The organism is Vibrio sp. 11986-1-5 (genome assembly GCF_963878025.1).
Taxonomy (GTDB): domain Bacteria; phylum Pseudomonadota; class Gammaproteobacteria; order Enterobacterales; family Vibrionaceae; genus Vibrio; species Vibrio injensis.
In genome coordinates, this window is the sequence record NZ_CAWNVW010000011.1 from 113,861 (window position 1) to 129,130 (window position 15,270).

14 protein-coding genes and 15 tRNA genes are annotated in these 15,270 nt (G+C 45.4%); 8 read left to right on the forward strand and 21 right to left on the reverse strand.

Annotated features, from left to right (window positions below):
* Positions 1 to 19: 19 nt before the first annotated feature.
* From AACS00_RS03430 to lolB, 20 genes are all read right to left on the reverse strand, one after another.
* Positions 20 to 104: transfer RNA gene (locus AACS00_RS03430), tRNA-Leu, on the reverse strand.
* A gap of 45 nt (positions 105 to 149) precedes the next feature.
* Positions 150 to 224, reverse strand: a tRNA-Gln gene (locus AACS00_RS03435).
* Between the two features lie 66 nt (positions 225 to 290).
* Positions 291 to 367 (reverse strand) — tRNA-Met (locus AACS00_RS03440).
* A gap of 12 nt (positions 368 to 379) precedes the next feature.
* A tRNA-Leu gene (locus AACS00_RS03445) sits at positions 380 to 464 on the reverse strand.
* A 44-nt stretch (positions 465 to 508) separates the two neighbouring features.
* Positions 509 to 583: transfer RNA gene (locus AACS00_RS03450), tRNA-Gln, on the reverse strand.
* Positions 584 to 616: 33 nt separating this feature from the next.
* Positions 617 to 701 (reverse strand) — tRNA-Leu (locus tag AACS00_RS03455).
* 45 nt (positions 702 to 746) lie between these two features.
* Positions 747 to 821 (reverse strand) — tRNA-Gln (locus tag AACS00_RS03460).
* 13 nt (positions 822 to 834) lie between these two features.
* Positions 835 to 921, reverse strand: a tRNA-Leu gene (locus AACS00_RS03465).
* Between the two features lie 43 nt (positions 922 to 964).
* Positions 965 to 1,039: transfer RNA gene (locus tag AACS00_RS03470), tRNA-Gln, on the reverse strand.
* A gap of 37 nt (positions 1,040 to 1,076) precedes the next feature.
* A tRNA-Leu gene (locus tag AACS00_RS03475) sits at positions 1,077 to 1,161 on the reverse strand.
* Between the two features lie 26 nt (positions 1,162 to 1,187).
* Positions 1,188 to 1,272: transfer RNA gene (locus AACS00_RS03480), tRNA-Leu, on the reverse strand.
* Between the two features lie 43 nt (positions 1,273 to 1,315).
* A tRNA-Met gene (locus AACS00_RS03485) sits at positions 1,316 to 1,392 on the reverse strand.
* Between the two features lie 81 nt (positions 1,393 to 1,473).
* Positions 1,474 to 1,548, reverse strand: a tRNA-Gln gene (locus AACS00_RS03490).
* A gap of 36 nt (positions 1,549 to 1,584) precedes the next feature.
* Positions 1,585 to 1,669: transfer RNA gene (locus AACS00_RS03495), tRNA-Leu, on the reverse strand.
* A 39-nt stretch (positions 1,670 to 1,708) separates the two neighbouring features.
* Positions 1,709 to 1,785 (reverse strand) — tRNA-Met (locus tag AACS00_RS03500).
* Positions 1,786 to 2,111: 326 nt separating this feature from the next.
* On the reverse strand, positions 2,112 to 3,203 hold the full coding sequence (ychF, locus tag AACS00_RS03505; RefSeq protein WP_110166534.1) for a redox-regulated ATPase YchF: 1,092 nt from the start codon (positions 3,201 to 3,203) through the stop codon (positions 2,112 to 2,114).
* An 11-nt stretch (positions 3,204 to 3,214) separates the two neighbouring features.
* Positions 3,215 to 3,805 carry an aminoacyl-tRNA hydrolase gene (pth, locus tag AACS00_RS03510; protein WP_072670065.1) on the reverse strand — a complete coding sequence of 197 codons (591 nt, stop codon included), beginning with the start codon at positions 3,803 to 3,805 and terminating at the stop codon, positions 3,215 to 3,217.
* Positions 3,806 to 3,952: 147 nt separating this feature from the next.
* Positions 3,953 to 4,897 carry a ribose-phosphate pyrophosphokinase gene (locus AACS00_RS03515; protein WP_004394723.1) on the reverse strand — a complete coding sequence of 315 codons (945 nt, stop codon included), beginning with the start codon at positions 4,895 to 4,897 and terminating at the stop codon, positions 3,953 to 3,955.
* A gap of 29 nt (positions 4,898 to 4,926) precedes the next feature.
* Entirely contained in the window at positions 4,927 to 5,799 is an 873-nt protein-coding gene (gene ispE / locus AACS00_RS03520; protein WP_110166535.1) for a 4-(cytidine 5'-diphospho)-2-C-methyl-D-erythritol kinase, read from the reverse strand.
* Complete coding sequence (lolB, locus tag AACS00_RS03525; RefSeq protein ID WP_181397448.1) at positions 5,796 to 6,413, reverse strand: lipoprotein insertase outer membrane protein LolB; 618 nt, start codon at positions 6,411 to 6,413, stop codon at positions 5,796 to 5,798. The genes ispE and lolB overlap by 4 nt, the downstream gene beginning before the upstream one ends.
* Positions 6,414 to 6,570: 157 nt before the next feature.
* Between lolB and hemA the strand changes: the two genes are divergently transcribed.
* The 7 genes from hemA (at position 6,571) to ybaK (ending at position 12,462) form a co-directional block, all read left to right on the forward strand.
* A complete protein-coding gene (gene hemA / locus AACS00_RS03530) occupies positions 6,571 to 7,827 on the forward strand; it encodes a glutamyl-tRNA reductase (RefSeq protein ID WP_072669947.1) in 1,257 nt (418 codons plus the stop codon).
* A 35-nt stretch (positions 7,828 to 7,862) separates the two neighbouring features.
* Positions 7,863 to 8,951, forward strand: a complete 1,089-nt coding sequence (gene prfA, locus AACS00_RS03535) for a peptide chain release factor 1 (RefSeq protein WP_072669946.1) — start codon at positions 7,863 to 7,865, stop codon at positions 8,949 to 8,951.
* Between the two features lie 7 nt (positions 8,952 to 8,958).
* Complete coding sequence (gene prmC / locus AACS00_RS03540) at positions 8,959 to 9,807, forward strand: peptide chain release factor N(5)-glutamine methyltransferase (protein ID WP_375152938.1); 849 nt, start codon at positions 8,959 to 8,961, stop codon at positions 9,805 to 9,807.
* A 10-nt stretch (positions 9,808 to 9,817) separates the two neighbouring features.
* The gene (locus AACS00_RS03545; RefSeq protein ID WP_072669944.1) at positions 9,818 to 10,201 is read left to right on the forward strand and encodes a SirB2 family protein; all 384 of its coding nucleotides are present in this window, start codon (positions 9,818 to 9,820) and stop codon (positions 10,199 to 10,201) included.
* Between the two features lie 21 nt (positions 10,202 to 10,222).
* Complete coding sequence (locus AACS00_RS03550; protein ID WP_072669943.1) at positions 10,223 to 11,032, forward strand: SirB1 family protein; 810 nt, start codon at positions 10,223 to 10,225, stop codon at positions 11,030 to 11,032.
* Positions 11,033 to 11,054: 22 nt separating this feature from the next.
* On the forward strand, positions 11,055 to 11,906 hold the full coding sequence (gene kdsA / locus AACS00_RS03555; RefSeq protein ID WP_110166537.1) for a 3-deoxy-8-phosphooctulonate synthase: 852 nt from the start codon (positions 11,055 to 11,057) through the stop codon (positions 11,904 to 11,906).
* Between the two features lie 82 nt (positions 11,907 to 11,988).
* Positions 11,989 to 12,462, forward strand: coding sequence for a Cys-tRNA(Pro) deacylase (gene ybaK, locus AACS00_RS03560; RefSeq protein ID WP_072669941.1), 474 nt, complete (start codon positions 11,989 to 11,991; stop codon positions 12,460 to 12,462).
* Positions 12,463 to 12,601: 139 nt separating this feature from the next.
* On the opposite strand, the gene AACS00_RS03565 is transcribed toward ybaK, so the two are convergent.
* Entirely contained in the window at positions 12,602 to 13,846 is a 1,245-nt protein-coding gene (locus AACS00_RS03565; protein ID WP_072669940.1) for a uracil-xanthine permease family protein, read from the reverse strand.
* 252 nt (positions 13,847 to 14,098) lie between these two features.
* Here AACS00_RS03565 and AACS00_RS03570 point away from each other — a divergent pair, with 252 nt between their 5' ends.
* Positions 14,099 to 15,211: a DUF2066 domain-containing protein gene (locus AACS00_RS03570; protein ID WP_110166538.1), complete on the forward strand. Its 1,113-nt coding sequence runs from the start codon at positions 14,099 to 14,101 to the stop codon at positions 15,209 to 15,211.
* The last annotated feature ends 59 nt before the right edge of the window (positions 15,212 to 15,270 follow it).

Sequence of the window (15,270 nt, forward strand, 5' to 3'; positions counted from 1 at the left end):
AGCTGGGTTTTTTAATTAATGGTGCGGAAGGAGAGACTTGAACTCTCACACCTTGCGGCGCCAGAACCTAAATCTGGTGCGTCTACCAATTTCGCCACTTCCGCACAAATTTTGTCGATAATCTAATTGACTCAAATCATCGTTATAATTGGCAGGTCTACCTGGATTCGAACCAGGGAATGGCGGCATCAAAAGCCGCTGCCTTACCGCTTGGCGATAGACCTGTAATACTGTTAATTTAATAACAGGTTTATCGTTAAATCAACTGTCTAACAGTAACTAACGATAAATGGTGGCTACGACGGGATTCGAACCTGTGACCCCATCATTATGAGTGATGTGCTCTAACCAGCTGAGCTACGTAGCCACGACTAATTAATGGTGCGGAAGGAGAGACTTGAACTCTCACACCTTGCGGCGCCAGAACCTAAATCTGGTGCGTCTACCAATTTCGCCACTTCCGCACAAATTTGTAGATAATCTGATTAATTCAAATCATCGTTGTAACTGGCAGGTCTACCTGGATTCGAACCAGGGAATGGCGGCATCAAAAGCCGCTGCCTTACCGCTTGGCGATAGACCTGTAGGTGATAGCAGGCTATGCTAACTTAATTAATGGTGCGGAAGGAGAGACTTGAACTCTCACACCTTGCGGCGCCAGAACCTAAATCTGGTGCGTCTACCAATTTCGCCACTTCCGCACTAATTTTGTAGATAATTTGATTAACTCAAATTATCGTTGTAATTGGCAGGTCTACCTGGATTCGAACCAGGGAATGGCGGCATCAAAAGCCGCTGCCTTACCGCTTGGCGATAGACCTGTAATACTGAACTTGGTGCGGAGGGAGGGACTTGAACCCTCACGTCCTAACGGACACTAGCACCTGAAGCTAGCGCGTCTACCAATTTCGCCACCACCGCAAATTCAGTGAATGCTGATACAGTATTGATGGAACTAAATAGTTGGCAGGTCTACCTGGATTCGAACCAGGGAATGGCGGCATCAAAAGCCGCTGCCTTACCGCTTGGCGATAGACCTACATCGGCGAACAGTTATCTACTGTTGACCTCTAATATGGTGCGGAAAGAGAGACTTGAACTCTCACACCTTGCGGCGCCAGAACCTAAATCTGGTGCGTCTACCAATTTCGCCATTTCCGCAAAACTTTATTTTTATAACGAGATAATGGTGCGGAAGGAGAGACTTGAACTCTCACACCTTACGGCGCCAGAACCTAAATCTGGTGCGTCTACCAATTTCGCCACTTCCGCATCTCGCTATCGTACCTTATCCTTGAGGAGTAGGTAAAATAAGTGGTGGCTACGACGGGATTCGAACCTGTGACCCCATCATTATGAGTGATGTGCTCTAACCAGCTGAGCTACGTAGCCATCTTTTATAGAGCGAGAAACTATAATCTATTCTCGCTATCAGTTCCAATAGTTTTTATATATTGAAACTTAAAGAAATAATGGCAGGTCTACCTGGATTCGAACCAGGGAATGGCGGCATCAAAAGCCGCTGCCTTACCGCTTGGCGATAGACCTACGGTGATAAGTTGCTTTGGACAGCTTATCAATAAATGGTGCGGAAAGAGAGACTTGAACTCTCACACCTTGCGGCGCCAGAACCTAAATCTGGTGCGTCTACCAATTTCGCCATTTCCGCATTATTTCCTAAATATTCTACGAAAGAACACTTAGGAAATGGTGGCTACGACGGGATTCGAACCTGTGACCCCATCATTATGAGTGATGTGCTCTAACCAGCTGAGCTACGTAGCCAATTGCTAAACTGCTTATCACTCACAGTCAGCTTTAAATTTCGAAGTTTTGAAGTTGCCTTCTCACTGCGAACGGTGCGCATTATGCGGATATGGCTGTAGAGCGTCAATAGTTTTTTTGAATAAATTCCCGAAAACCAACTGTTCGAGTTTTTTTTAAACAAAGCTGGCTATTTCTGATCAAAATCTATCCCAAAGCGAGAGATTTTCTTATTCTACATCAAACCGATAATCGTAGTTTATTGATGATTGATGTGAAAATAAGCCGTGAACGAGCGTTACAAAAAAGCCAACATTACGTTGGCTTTTTTCGATAGAGGTTAAGTGTTATACATTAAAGCGGAAATGGATGACATCACCATCTTTGACAATATAATCTTTACCCTCTAAGCGCCATTTTCCGGCTTCTTTTGCACCACTTTCACCTTGATATTGGATGAAGTCGTTGTAACCGATCACTTCGGCGCGAATAAATCCACGTTCAAAATCAGTGTGGATTTTTCCTGCCGCTTGAGGGGCTGTAGCTCCTACTGGAACGGTCCAAGCACGGACCTCTTTAACCCCTGCGGTAAAGTAAGTTTGCAAATCAAGCAGTTCATAACCTGAACGAATCACTCGGTTTAAGCCTGGCTCTTCAATACCCAGATCAGCAAGAAACTCAGCACGCTCTTCTTCTTCTAATTCAGATAGTTCAGCTTCAATCGCTGCACATACGGCGACGACAGAGGCATTTTCTTGGGCGGCATGAGCTCGGACTGCATCTAAATAGGGGTTATTTTCAAAGCCATCTTCATTCACATTAGCAATGTACATGGTTGGCTTAAGGGTGAGGAAATTAAGGTATCCAACCGCGGCAAGCTCTTCTTTGCTTAACGCTACTGAGCGTGCCGATCCGCCTTCTGTCAGTACGGGCAATAGTTTTTCTAAAACAGTAAGCTCAAATTTAGCGTCTTTATCGCCACCTTTGGCACGTTTCGTTTGACGTTGAATCGCGCGTTCGCAACTGTCTAAGTCAGCGAGAGCCAACTCAAGATTGATCACTTCGATGTCTTCAATAGGTGATACTTTTCCTGCGACGTGAACAATATTTTCGTTCTCAAAGCAGCGGACTACGTGACCAATCGCATCAGTTTCGCGGATGTTAGCTAAAAATTTATTACCTAATCCTTCCCCTTTTGATGCGCCAGCGACTAAGCCTGCGATGTCCACAAACTCCATTGTGGTGGGTAATATGCGTTGCGGATTGACAATTTTTGCCAATGCGTCAAGACGCAAATCAGGCACTGGTACGACACCAGTGTTTGGTTCAATAGTACAAAACGGGAAGTTAGCCGCTTCGATACCTGCATTAGTCAGTGCATTAAAAAGAGTTGATTTACCTACGTTAGGTAAACCGACAATGCCACATTTAAAACCCATATTTGGTAACCTTATTCAGCTTTGAACGTGTGTAAGCGGTTTTGCGCTTTAGTTAGGCCATCTTTCAGTAAGATATCGAGACAGCGAACAGACTCATCTACTGCTGCTAGGATGCACTCGTGCTCTTGGTTAGGAGCTTTACTTAACACATAACCTGCCACTTTATCTTTGTGTCCTGGATGGCCAATGCCAATACGAAGACGGTAGAATTCTTTATTGTTGCCTAATTTACTGATGGTGTCTTTTAACCCATTATGACCACCATGTCCGCCACCCTGCTTAAATTTAGCTACACCGGGAGGAAGATCCAGTTCGTCATGAGCTATCATGATTTCTTCTGGTTTAATCTGATAAAACTTAGCAAGAGCCGCGACGGCTTTACCGGATAAATTCATATAAGTCGTCGGAATCAGTAAACGTAGGTCTTCGCCATTAACCAAAATACGACCAGTTAATCCGAAGAACTTCACTTCACTTTTTAGTGTCGTATTGTGCACTCTGGCCAGTTCTTCGATGACCCATGCACCTGCATTATGTCGTGTATTGACGTATTCAGGCCCCGGGTTGGCCAGACCGACAAGTAATTTAATTGGTTGACTCAAGGCTAGGATCCCTTCGGAAACGAAAAAAGCGCGGTATGATAGCATAGAAAAGCGCAAAAGGGCGAGATGGCTGATGTTTGACGCCGTGAAACAAAAATACCTCGTCATTTTGACGAGGTATTTTACCGATCAAAGACTACCGCAAGCTTAGTTAAACATAGCAGAGATAGACTCTTCGTTACTGATGCGACGAATGGCTTCTGCAAGCATGGTCGATAAGGTTAGCTGAGTTACTTTACCCGTTGCTGCCATTTCTTTAGACAAAGTGATTGAATCGGTAACGATCACTTGATCAAGTACGGAGTTTTTAATATTTTTGGCCGCATTGCCTGAAAATACCGCATGGGTTGCATAAGCAAATACACGTTTTGCTCCGCGCTCTTTAAGTGCTTCAGCTGCTTTGCATAAGGTGCCGCCGGTATCGATCATATCGTCGACAATCACGCAGTCACGCCCTTCAACGTCACCGATTAAGTTCATGACTTCAGAGACGTTAGCACGCGGGCGACGTTTATCAACAATCGCAATATCAATATCACCGAGTGCTTTTGCTGTCGCGCGAGCACGTACCACACCACCCAGATCCGGAGATACAACAACAGGATCTTCTAGATTACGTGCTTTCATGTCTTCCAAGAGAACGGGAGTACCGAAGATGTTGTCTACTGGGACATCAAAGAAACCTTGAATTTGCTCTGCGTGTAGGTCGATGGTTAAGACTCGATCAACCCCTACGTTAGAGAGAAAGTCAGCAACGACTTTCGCCGTAATCGGAACTCGAGCAGAACGCACTCGACGGTCTTGGCGTGCATAGCCAAAGTAAGGGATGACAGCAGTAATACGGCCTGCTGAAGCGCGGCGCATTGCGTCAATCATTACCACCAATTCCATTAAATTGTCATTGGTTGGGGCACAAGTTGATTGAATAATAAATACATCGCTACCACGAACATTTTCGTTGATCTGCACTGCCACTTCTCCATCAGAGAAGCGAGAAACAGTAGCATCACCAAGGGAGATGTATAGACGTTCAGCAATACGTTGGGCTAGTTCAGGTGTGGCGTTACCAGCAAATAGCTTCATATCAGGCACGGTGGAAACCTCAGGGTTGCGTCCAGTTTTTAATTAGGTTGGGTGTCGGCTGATTGGTAATCAGCCAGTGTCTCTTTTAGTGGTGATACGTTGCGGCCTTGAGCGACAAACGCAGAGACAGTGTCTGGGAGTTTCGCTAGGACAGCCTGCGCTTCTTTTTTGCTCGAAAATTCAGCGAAAACGCAAGACCCAGTCCCGGTCAATCTTGACGGCGCGTATTGTAGCAGCCATGAAAGTTGCTTATCAACCTCTGGGTACTCCAATCGGACAATTTTTTCGCAATCGTTTTCGTAGTTCGCATTGAGTAGGGTATTAATATCACGTTTTGCTGTGTTTCTCGGTAAATTGGGATGAGAAAAAATCACTTTTGTTGCAATACTCACATTTGGACGAACCACGAGATAATATTTTTCTTCTGGCTGCACTGGTTGGAGCTTTTCTCCAACACCTTCGGCAAAAGCGGAGAAGCCGTGAATAAAAACTGGAACATCGGCCCCTAAGGTTAAGCCAATTGTGGCGAGTTGATCATCGCTTAACCGACAGCCCCATAAATAATTGAGCGCCACCAATACTGTTGCCGCATTAGAAGAGCCACCACCAATTCCACCGCCCATGGGTAAGCGTTTGATTAATTGAATATCCGCGCCGAGCGAGCTCTGGGTTTGCTGTTGCAAGGCACGAGCTGCACGATAAATCAGATTGTCTTGCAGGGCGACGTCTGCTAACGGAGGTGTGAGAGTGATCTGGCCTGTTTGATTGACGGTAATCGTTAGTTCATCGCCATAGTCAATAAATTGAAATAATGTCTGTAAGTCGTGATAGCCATCAGCACGTTGGCCGGTAATGTACAAAAACAGATTTAATTTAGCGGGTGATGGCCACACCGTTGTTTGTTGTATCATGGTGTGAGTGTCCATTTAGAAATCACTAGGTTAATCGAAGTATCCTGTTGGGTGAGTAATACTCGGTCTGGCAAAGGAAGAGGTTTATCTTGCCAGGGGTATTCGCGGTAGCGATGGTAATCCACAGTCCAGCGAGAAAGGCCTTGTTTTTTTTGTAATCTAGCCAAGGTATTGTTCGAATTTAATTCAAAGTGATCCGCTTGAGTGGGTAAACCGATAATCCACGCTTGTAAAAGTTCGATAGGCAGCGTTAACCCAGTCAGAGAAGCAATCAATTGTTCGGCATTGTCAGCTCGGTAGACGTTGTCATCATGAGTGATGACTTGTGCACCCTGTTGATCAATCGATAAGTTTAATACCGTTTGCCCTAAAAATGTGCTTAGGCGTAGTTGGGTTTGCTGGGGGGATATTTGCCACTGAAAGTTGAGAGATTGACGCTGATTGGGATCAATATAGGCAAGTTTGCCAACCAGTTGAAACTGCTTAATGGTCTTTAAGCGAGCTTGGTGTGATTGCCATTCTACATCACTAATAGGGTCAGGAAGGCTGCTGCAGCCCCATAACCCTAAGAGTAAGGTGATCATCAGAAAAATACGTGGCGGAAATATTATCATATGCTCGTTATTTATCCATTTATGGGACACAAGAGCCGTCACTATACCATTGATATCACGAACTCGGGAAAACAAATCCCAATCGCTCTTTCAATAAATAGGTGCATCAAGTAAAATTCGCCGCTCAATCCACTTCTTATCAGAGAACCCTCGATACATGTCCTTGCTTGTTATTGGTATCAATCACAATACAGCTTCGGTTGAGTTGCGAGAAAAAGTGGCCTTTGGACCAGATAAACTGTCCGAAGCCTTACGCCATTTATCTGGTCAACCTTATGTCAAGGGAAGTGTGATTTTGTCAACCTGTAACCGAACTGAGCTGTATTGCGATGTTAAGGTGGCAAGTAAGAATAAGCTAATAGAGTGGCTATCTCAGTTTCATCAAGTCAATTTGGAAACGTTAAAACCCAGTTTATATGTTCATGAAGAGCAGGCGGCAATTCGTCATCTGATGCGCGTCGCTTGTGGGTTGGATTCATTAGTTTTGGGTGAACCACAGATTTTAGGGCAAGTAAAACAAGCGTATGCGGATTCGCGAGAAAATCGCATGGTGGATTCGGCCTTAGATAAGTTGTTTCAAAAAGCGTTTTCGGTTGCCAAACGCGTGCGGACCGAAACGGATATCGGTGGTCATGCTGTCTCCGTTGCTTATGCCGCCTGTACACTAGCAAAACACATATTCGAGTCATTGACCAAAGCTACGGTGCTGTTGGTTGGAGCAGGAGAGACCATCGAATTGGTTGCTAAGCACTTAGATGGTCACGGTTGCCAGCGCATGATCGTGGCTAACCGAACTCGTGAGCGGGCTATGGCTTTGGCGCAAAATTTTGACGCTGAAGTGATCACCTTAAATGAGATCCCTGATTATTTAGCACAGGCGGACATTGTGATTAGCTCGACCGCTAGTCCGCTCCCCATCATTGGTAAAGGGATGGTTGAAAGTGCACTCAAAGCGCGTCGCCACCAACCGATGCTGTTAGTCGATATTGCCGTGCCGCGTGATGTAGAATCACAAGTTAGTGAACTCGATGACGCTTATCTCTATTCAGTGGATGATTTACAGTCCATCGTTGAGAACAATATTGAGCAACGGAAGATTGAGGCAATTCAAGCCGAAGCGATCGTCAGTGAGGAAAGCGCGGAGTTCATGAGCTGGATGCGCTCGCTGCAGGCCGTGGATAGTATTCGTGACTATCGTCAATCCGCGAGTCACATCCGTGAAGAGTTACTCAGTAAAAGTTTACAAGCGTTAGCCGCTGGAGGCGATGCGGAAAAATTGTTGATCGAGTTAAGTAATAAACTGACCAATAGATTAATCCATACCCCAACGCGCGCGTTGCAGATGGCAGCGGAGCAAGGGGAGCCAGCAAAACTGGCAATTATTAGACAAAGTTTGGGTCTTGATGACCTGTAATTATTTGTAAATCCTTATTTATTAAAGAAGAAATTATGAAAGCGTCGATTTTAGTTAAGCTTGAATCTTTGGTGGAGCGCTACGAAGAAGTGCAACACTTATTAGGTGATCCTGCCGTGATCGGTGATCAAAATAAATTTCGATCGCTCTCAAAAGAGTACTCGCAGCTCGAAGAAGTCACCAAATGCTTCCAAGCCTATCAACAAGCTCAGGAAGATTTGCTGGCTGCAGAAGAGATGGCCAAAGAAGACGACGCGGAAATGCGCGAGATGGCGCAAGATGAGATGAAAACGGCCAAAGCTGAAATTGAGCGCTTAAGTGCTGAGCTGCAAATTTTGTTATTGCCGAAAGATCCGAACGATGATCGTAACTGCTTTCTAGAAATTCGTGCTGGTGCTGGTGGTGACGAAGCCGGTATTTTTGCTGGTGATCTATTCCGCATGTACAGCCGTTTTGCTGAGAAAAAAGGCTGGCGGATTGAAGTCATGTCGGCGAGTGAAGCTGAGCATGGTGGTTACAAAGAGATGATAGCCAAAGTTAATGGTGACGGAGCTTACGGGGTATTGAAATTTGAATCGGGCGGCCACCGAGTGCAGCGTGTTCCCGCAACCGAATCTCAGGGCCGTGTACACACGTCAGCCTGTACCGTGGCGGTCATGCCAGAAATTCCTGAAGCAGAAATTCCTGAAATTAAAGCCAGCGATCTAAAAATTGATACCTTCCGCTCATCAGGGGCGGGTGGTCAGCACGTTAACACGACGGATTCAGCGATTCGGATTACTCACTTGCCGACGGGGATTGTGGTTGAGTGTCAGGATGAGCGTTCTCAACATAAGAACAAAGCTAAAGCGATGTCTGTACTTGGCGCTCGGATTGTTCAAGCGGAAGAGAAAAAACGCGCAGCGGAAATCTCCGATACACGACGCAACCTACTCGGTTCAGGCGATCGCAGTGATCGTATTCGTACTTATAACTACCCACAAAGCCGTGTTTCCGATCATCGTATTAACCTCACTATTTATCGTCTTAATGAAGTGATGGAAGGTGATTTACAAGCTTTGATTGATCCCGTTGTCCAAGAGCATCAAGCGGATCTGCTGGCTGCGTTATCCGATAACCATTAGTTGATTAATCGTCATGATGATACAAGCCTTATTGGCTAAGGCGAAGCGGCAATTGACCGAGAGCGGCAGTGATTCGCCGTCTCTCGATGCTACTCTACTGCTTTGCCATGTGTTACAAAAACCACGTTCGTATTTACTGACGTGGCCAGATAAAGTACTCAGCCCAGACTTGGTTTCCGCTTTTGAAGCATTACTCGCACGGCGCATCGTAGGTGAGCCGATCGCTTATATTATTGGGGAACGCGAATTTTGGTCGTTGCCCCTAAAAGTTGCGCCATCGACCTTAATACCTCGACCTGATACTGAGCGCTTAGTTGAATTGGCACTCGATAAAGCTGAGCTTTGTGACGGTGATATCCTTGACTTAGGGACAGGAAATGGGGCTATTGCATTAGCCCTTGCTTCAGAGTTGCCTCAGCGTAATGTGCTGGGTATTGATCTACGCTCAGAGGCCGTTGAGCTTGCCGACGATAATCGCAAACGATTACGAATCACCAATGTCACATTTTTACAAGGCAGTTGGTTTACCCCTCTCGCTAACGGTATAAAGTTTGCTGTGATTGCCTCTAACCCGCCTTACATCGAGGAACACGATCCCCATTTACAGCAAGGCGATGTCCGTTTTGAACCTAAAAGCGCTTTGGTCGCAGGCGATAATGGATTAGCCGATATTAAACATATCGCGATAATGGCTCGTGAATACTTACTCGATCAAGGATGGTTATTGTTTGAACATGGTTATCAACAAGGCAAAGCGGTGCAAACCATTCTCAATGAACTAGGGTATCAACAAGTGGTTACCGAGCAAGATTATGCTGGTAACGATCGAGTCACCTTGGGTCAATATCGATTTTAAAGAGGAACACATGTACGAAGGACTTAAATCACTCCATCTTTTCACTATTGCGATTAGCGCTTTCTTATTGAGTGTTCGTTATATTTTAATGATGATGGATTCTCATTGGTTACAACATAAGTTTCTGAAAATTTATCCGCACATCAACGATAGTCTGTTATTAATCACTGGAATTTGGCTTATTGTGATCACTGGCTTTATACCTTATACGGCAGCAGCACCGTGGATGACCGATAAAATTACTTGTGTCTTGGCTTATATTGCTTTGGGCTTTTTTGCCCTCAAATTTGGCCGTAATAAACTGCTGCGCTCGTTTGCTTTTCTTGGTGCCATGGGGTGGTTGATTATGGCAGGCAAAGTTACCGCTTCTAAAGCTCCGATGTTTTTCAGTTAATATCATGGACTCGATAAATCTATGTTGAACTTGTTTGATGAAGATTTTGATGCAATGGATTTAGTGGAAGGTGCGCTGGCATTAAATAAGGCCATCAACCCAGAGACAAAGGTCGATTGGGCTCTCGCTGAGTTACAAAAGTTGTATCATCAAGCTGAGCTTGCTTTGGCTGATGAATCGAATGCAAAGCAGCGTTTCGCTCTATTTTTGGATGTTTTTTATCGTCAGTGGGGCTTTTGTGGTGATAAAGAGTCCTATTTCCATTCTCGTAATGGTTTTATTGATAAAGTCCTTGAGCGTCGTCAGGGAATACCCGTCAGTCTCGGGGCTTTATTACTCTATTTTGCTAGGCGCTTTGACTTTCCCGTACAAGGGATTACTTTCCCTACCCAATTTTTACTTGAAGTTCATTGGCCAGACGAAGCGCCCTTGTATCTTAATCCTTTTTCTGGCGAGTTTGTCTCGAAATACATGCTTAATGCGTGGTTGGTTGGTCATAAAGGTCCTTTAGCTCGTTTACAGGCAGAACACATCCAACCGACAGACAATCCAACGATTATTGGTCGTTGGCTAGCCTTATTGAAAAGTGCCTTGTTGCGCGAAGAGCGCTATACTTTGGCGCTGCGCTGTACCAATTTAGCGTTAACTTTTGTCCCTGATGATCCTTATGAGATACGTGATCGTGGTTTTATCTATCAGCAGTTAGATTGTCATCAGGTGGCGTTATCCGATTTCCAATACTTTATTGAACACTGCCCTGATGATCCTGCAGCGCAGTTACTCAAGAATCAAATGAATGCGCTGACGGTTTATCCAGTGACGCTGCATTAATCACAACTTAAGAGAACTCACTATGGAACAAAAAATTGTTCATATCGGTCATATTCCGGTCGCCAATGATCATCCCTTTACGCTGTTTGCGGGTATGAATGTGTTGGAATCTCGTGATTTGGCGATGCAAATTTGCGAGCACTACGTCAAAGTAACCGAAAAGCTTGGTATTCCTTACGTGTTTAAAGCGTCGTTCGATAAGGCTAACCGTAGCTCGGTACATTCATACCGTGGGCCTGGCTTGGAAGAGGGCATGAAAATCTTTCAAGAGCTGAAAGAGACCTTCGGGGTGAAAATCATTACCGACGTACATACCGAAGCGCAGGCTCAACCAGTCTCTGAGGTTGTCGATGTTATCCAGTTACCCGCATTTTTGGCTCGTCAAACGGATTTAGTCGAAGCGATGGCAAAAACGGGCGCAGTTATTAACGTTAAAAAACCGCAGTTTATGAGCCCTGGGCAAGTTGGCAATATTGTTGAAAAGTTCGCGGAATGTGGCAATGATCAAGTAATTTTATGTGAACGCGGTGCTTGTCACGGGTACGATAACTTAGTGGTCGATATGCTTGGATTTGGCGTGATGAAAAAAGCCTCTCAAGGCAGTCCAATTATTTTTGATGTTACCCACTCACTACAGATGCGCGATCCATTGGGAGCCGCTTCTGGTGGCCGCCGCGAGCAAACCGTAGAACTGGCTAAAGCTGGATTAGCAACGGGGATCGCCGGTTTATTTATCGAAGCCCACCCAACGCCTGACCAAGCAAAATGTGATGGTCCGTCAGCATTACCATTAGATAAGCTTGAGCCTTTCTTGGCACAAATGAAAGCCTTGGATGATTTGATTAAGAGCTTTGCACCGATCGATATTCGTTAAGTTAAGTCCTTGCGCTTTAAAAAAACGAGTAAGATAATTCCTTACTCGTTTTTTTTGTTTGGGCAATAAGGAGTGGCTAAGTATGACCCCAGCAATTGATTTAGCGAAAAAAAAGCACATCGCCCACACGATTCATCACTATGAGCACGATCCTAGCCACCCTAGCTATGGCTTAGAGGCTGCGCAAGCCTTGGGACAAGATCCGGCGACGGTATTCAAAACGTTATTGTTCTGTCTCAATGGTGAAGCCAAGCATTTAGCCGTTGCGGTGATCCCTGTCGAGAAAAAGCTCAACTTAAAGCTCGCAGCAAAAGCAGCAAAAGCGAAAAAAGCCGAAATGGCTGACCCTGAGGTGGCTCAAAAAGTGACGGGTTATGTGGTTGGTGGGATCAGTCCTTTAGGGCAGAAGAAACGCTTGCCGACTTTTATTCACAGCAGCGCCGAGACATTGACCACTTTGTGTGTCAGTGCAGGGAAGCGTGGTTTAGAGATCGAACTCAGCCCACAAGATCTCGCAAAGCTTACTGGCGGTGAACTTGCTGATTTATGCCAATAAATTTTTCTAGCCTGTTATGGCGAGTTGGTCGCTTGGATACTCTCGTCCATCTCGATGACGTCTATTGATGATCCTCAGATGAACGAGAGCTTTACTTATCATTTTCCTACTTGAATTTGCCACTGCCTTGGCGACATGATCAATGCTTATCCATCTGCGTGTTATCGACGACTTGGTTTTCACCGAGATCTTTTGGTAGTACTAAATTAAGAACAATCGCAACAATCCCACACAGGCTTACGCCTTGTAAACTAAATTCACCAATACCAAATGCCATGCCACCGATGCCAAAGACTAAGGTGACAGCGACAATAACTAGATTTCGTGATTTGTGTAGGTCGACTTGGTTTCGGATCAGCGTGTTGAGCCCAACGGTAGCAATTGACCCAAACAGCAAAATCATAATGCCACCCATTACTGGGATAGGAATGGTTTGTAACAATGCCCCAAGTTTACCGACCAAGGCTAATATAATCGCTGTTACTGCCGCCCAAGTCATAATCACCGGGTTAAAAGCTTTGGTTAACATGACTGCACCAGTGACTTCACTGTAAGTGGTGTTCGGTGGTGCACCGACCATACTGGCTGCCATAGTGGCAAACCCATCACCCGCAATAGTACGGTGTAAGCCCGGTTTCTTCAGATAATCTTTTCCGGTCACATTGGATATGGCTAACATATCACCTACGTGCTCAACGGCTGGAGCAATCGCGACCGGAATCATAAATAAAATGGCATTAATATTAAATTCAGGAAAGGTAAAGTTTGGCAATGCAAGCCATGCGGCTTGCTGAACAGGAACAAAGCTGACCACACCAAAGTAGAGAGAAACGCTATAACCCGCGGCAATACCTGCACAAATAGGGATCAGCTTAAAAAAGCCTCGCGAAAAAACACTCACTCCGACAGTGACCAGCAATGAAATCGCAGAGATCCATAATGCAGCTTGTGCATCGATCAGTTGTATTGAACCATCCCCTGTTCTACCTAGAGCCATATTGACTGCGGTAGGCGCGAGACCCAATCCGATCACCATAATAACCGGTCCAACGACCACGGGCGGTAATAGCGTGTGTACAAAGCCCACACCTCGAACTTTAATGATAGCGCCGAGTAACACATAGACTGCGCCTGCGGCCATTAGGCCACCCATTGTTGCGCCAATTCCCCAGGTCTGTACGCCATACATGATCGGAGCAATAAAAGCGAAAGAAGAGGCGAGAAAGATAGGTACAGATCGGCGAGTGATGAGCTGAAAGATTAAGGTGCCAACACCTGCCCCAAACAGAGCAACGTTAGGATCAAGCCCGGTTAGTAATGGAACCAAGACCAGAGCACCAAATGCGACAAATAGCATTTGTGCGCCTTGAATGGCATTTTTCATCGTGTTTTCCCTGAAGCAAAATAAAATTCGCGGGATTCTATCATCTTTGCAAACGATTGCTATGGGTTATGGATCAAACTTTTTCTGGTTTACGCTCATTAATCGATTGAAAAGGTCAGACGTTGTCACTAATGAAGAGGGATTGAGAGGCGGAAAAACTGCGGAAAATTGACACTGGCCCTCGTACAGCGCCTTGCCCCGACCTAGATAGTTGCTTATCATCAATGTTCACTTGGAATCTATGGTAACCGTATGCGCTATTTCGTTTTGTTGTTGATTGGGTTAATCAGTCTACCTGCATTGGCATTAACCAAAATCAATTTGTACCAAGCTGAAGTTGTGATGGATGAGCAGCACAACGATCCAGAAGCCGAGGCTCGAATTCGTGCCATGCAAGAGGTGGTTATTCGAGCGACGGGTAGTCAGGACTCATTGAGCAATGACGTCGTCAGTAAAGCGCTGCGTCAAAGTGCTCAGTATGCTAATCAGATCAGCTATGGACAACTCAATGATCAAAGAACATTAAGAGTGGCTTTTAGTGGGCCTCGTATCCGCGCACTGTTGACTCAAGCGCATTTAGCGTTTTGGCCTGAAGAACGGGCTAATATTTTAGTATGGTTAGTGGAAGAATCTGACTATGAGCGCCGTATTATTTGGGACCATTCACAAACTGACATGGTATCGCAATTAAAAAGGCAGGCTGAACAGCGAGGTTTACCCTTAACGCTTCCGGTTGGTGACTTTGAGGATGTGACGGGGATCCAGAGTTCTGATCTGTGGGGAGGCTTTACGGAGTCCATTGCGACAGCGAGTCAGCGTTACGCCAGCGATGCCATTTTAGTGCTACGAGCTCAAGGTTCTACTTTGCGTTGGGCGTTGTACGATCAATCGGCCGATCAGCTGCTAACCTCTCCGAAAGCACCCATGAGCGGGCAGACGTCAGGTGAGGAGGCTGTGAATACATTGATCGACGTATTGGCCAACCACTATGCTAAAAAAAGTGCTGTGTTAGTCGGCACTGAGTCCTCACAAACCCTTTGGGCTGCATTTAAACCGATTAATAATGCTCGGGCTTTCTTTACCTTAGAGGAGAGCGTCAGACGCTTAAGTTCTGTTGCCTCTTTGGATATTGTGAGTATTCAAGGGGATGAAGTTATCTTCAATGTGCATTTATTAGCTAGCGAAGCAGATTTCGCTCAAGAAGTGCTTCGTCTTCGTCAAGTGACGCAAAGAGCGGCGCCGAAGCTAATTGAGCGTAAGAACGTTCAGCAAGATAAGGCGAAAGATGGTCGTCAGTCAGAGGATGAGTCATCGGTGGTTACTCCCCCTAAAAGAACGCAGCTTTATTTTTCTTGGCAAGATTAAGTGAATTTTCTAAGGGGGGATGAATTTCCCCCTTATGGTTTATCAATGCAAATAACATT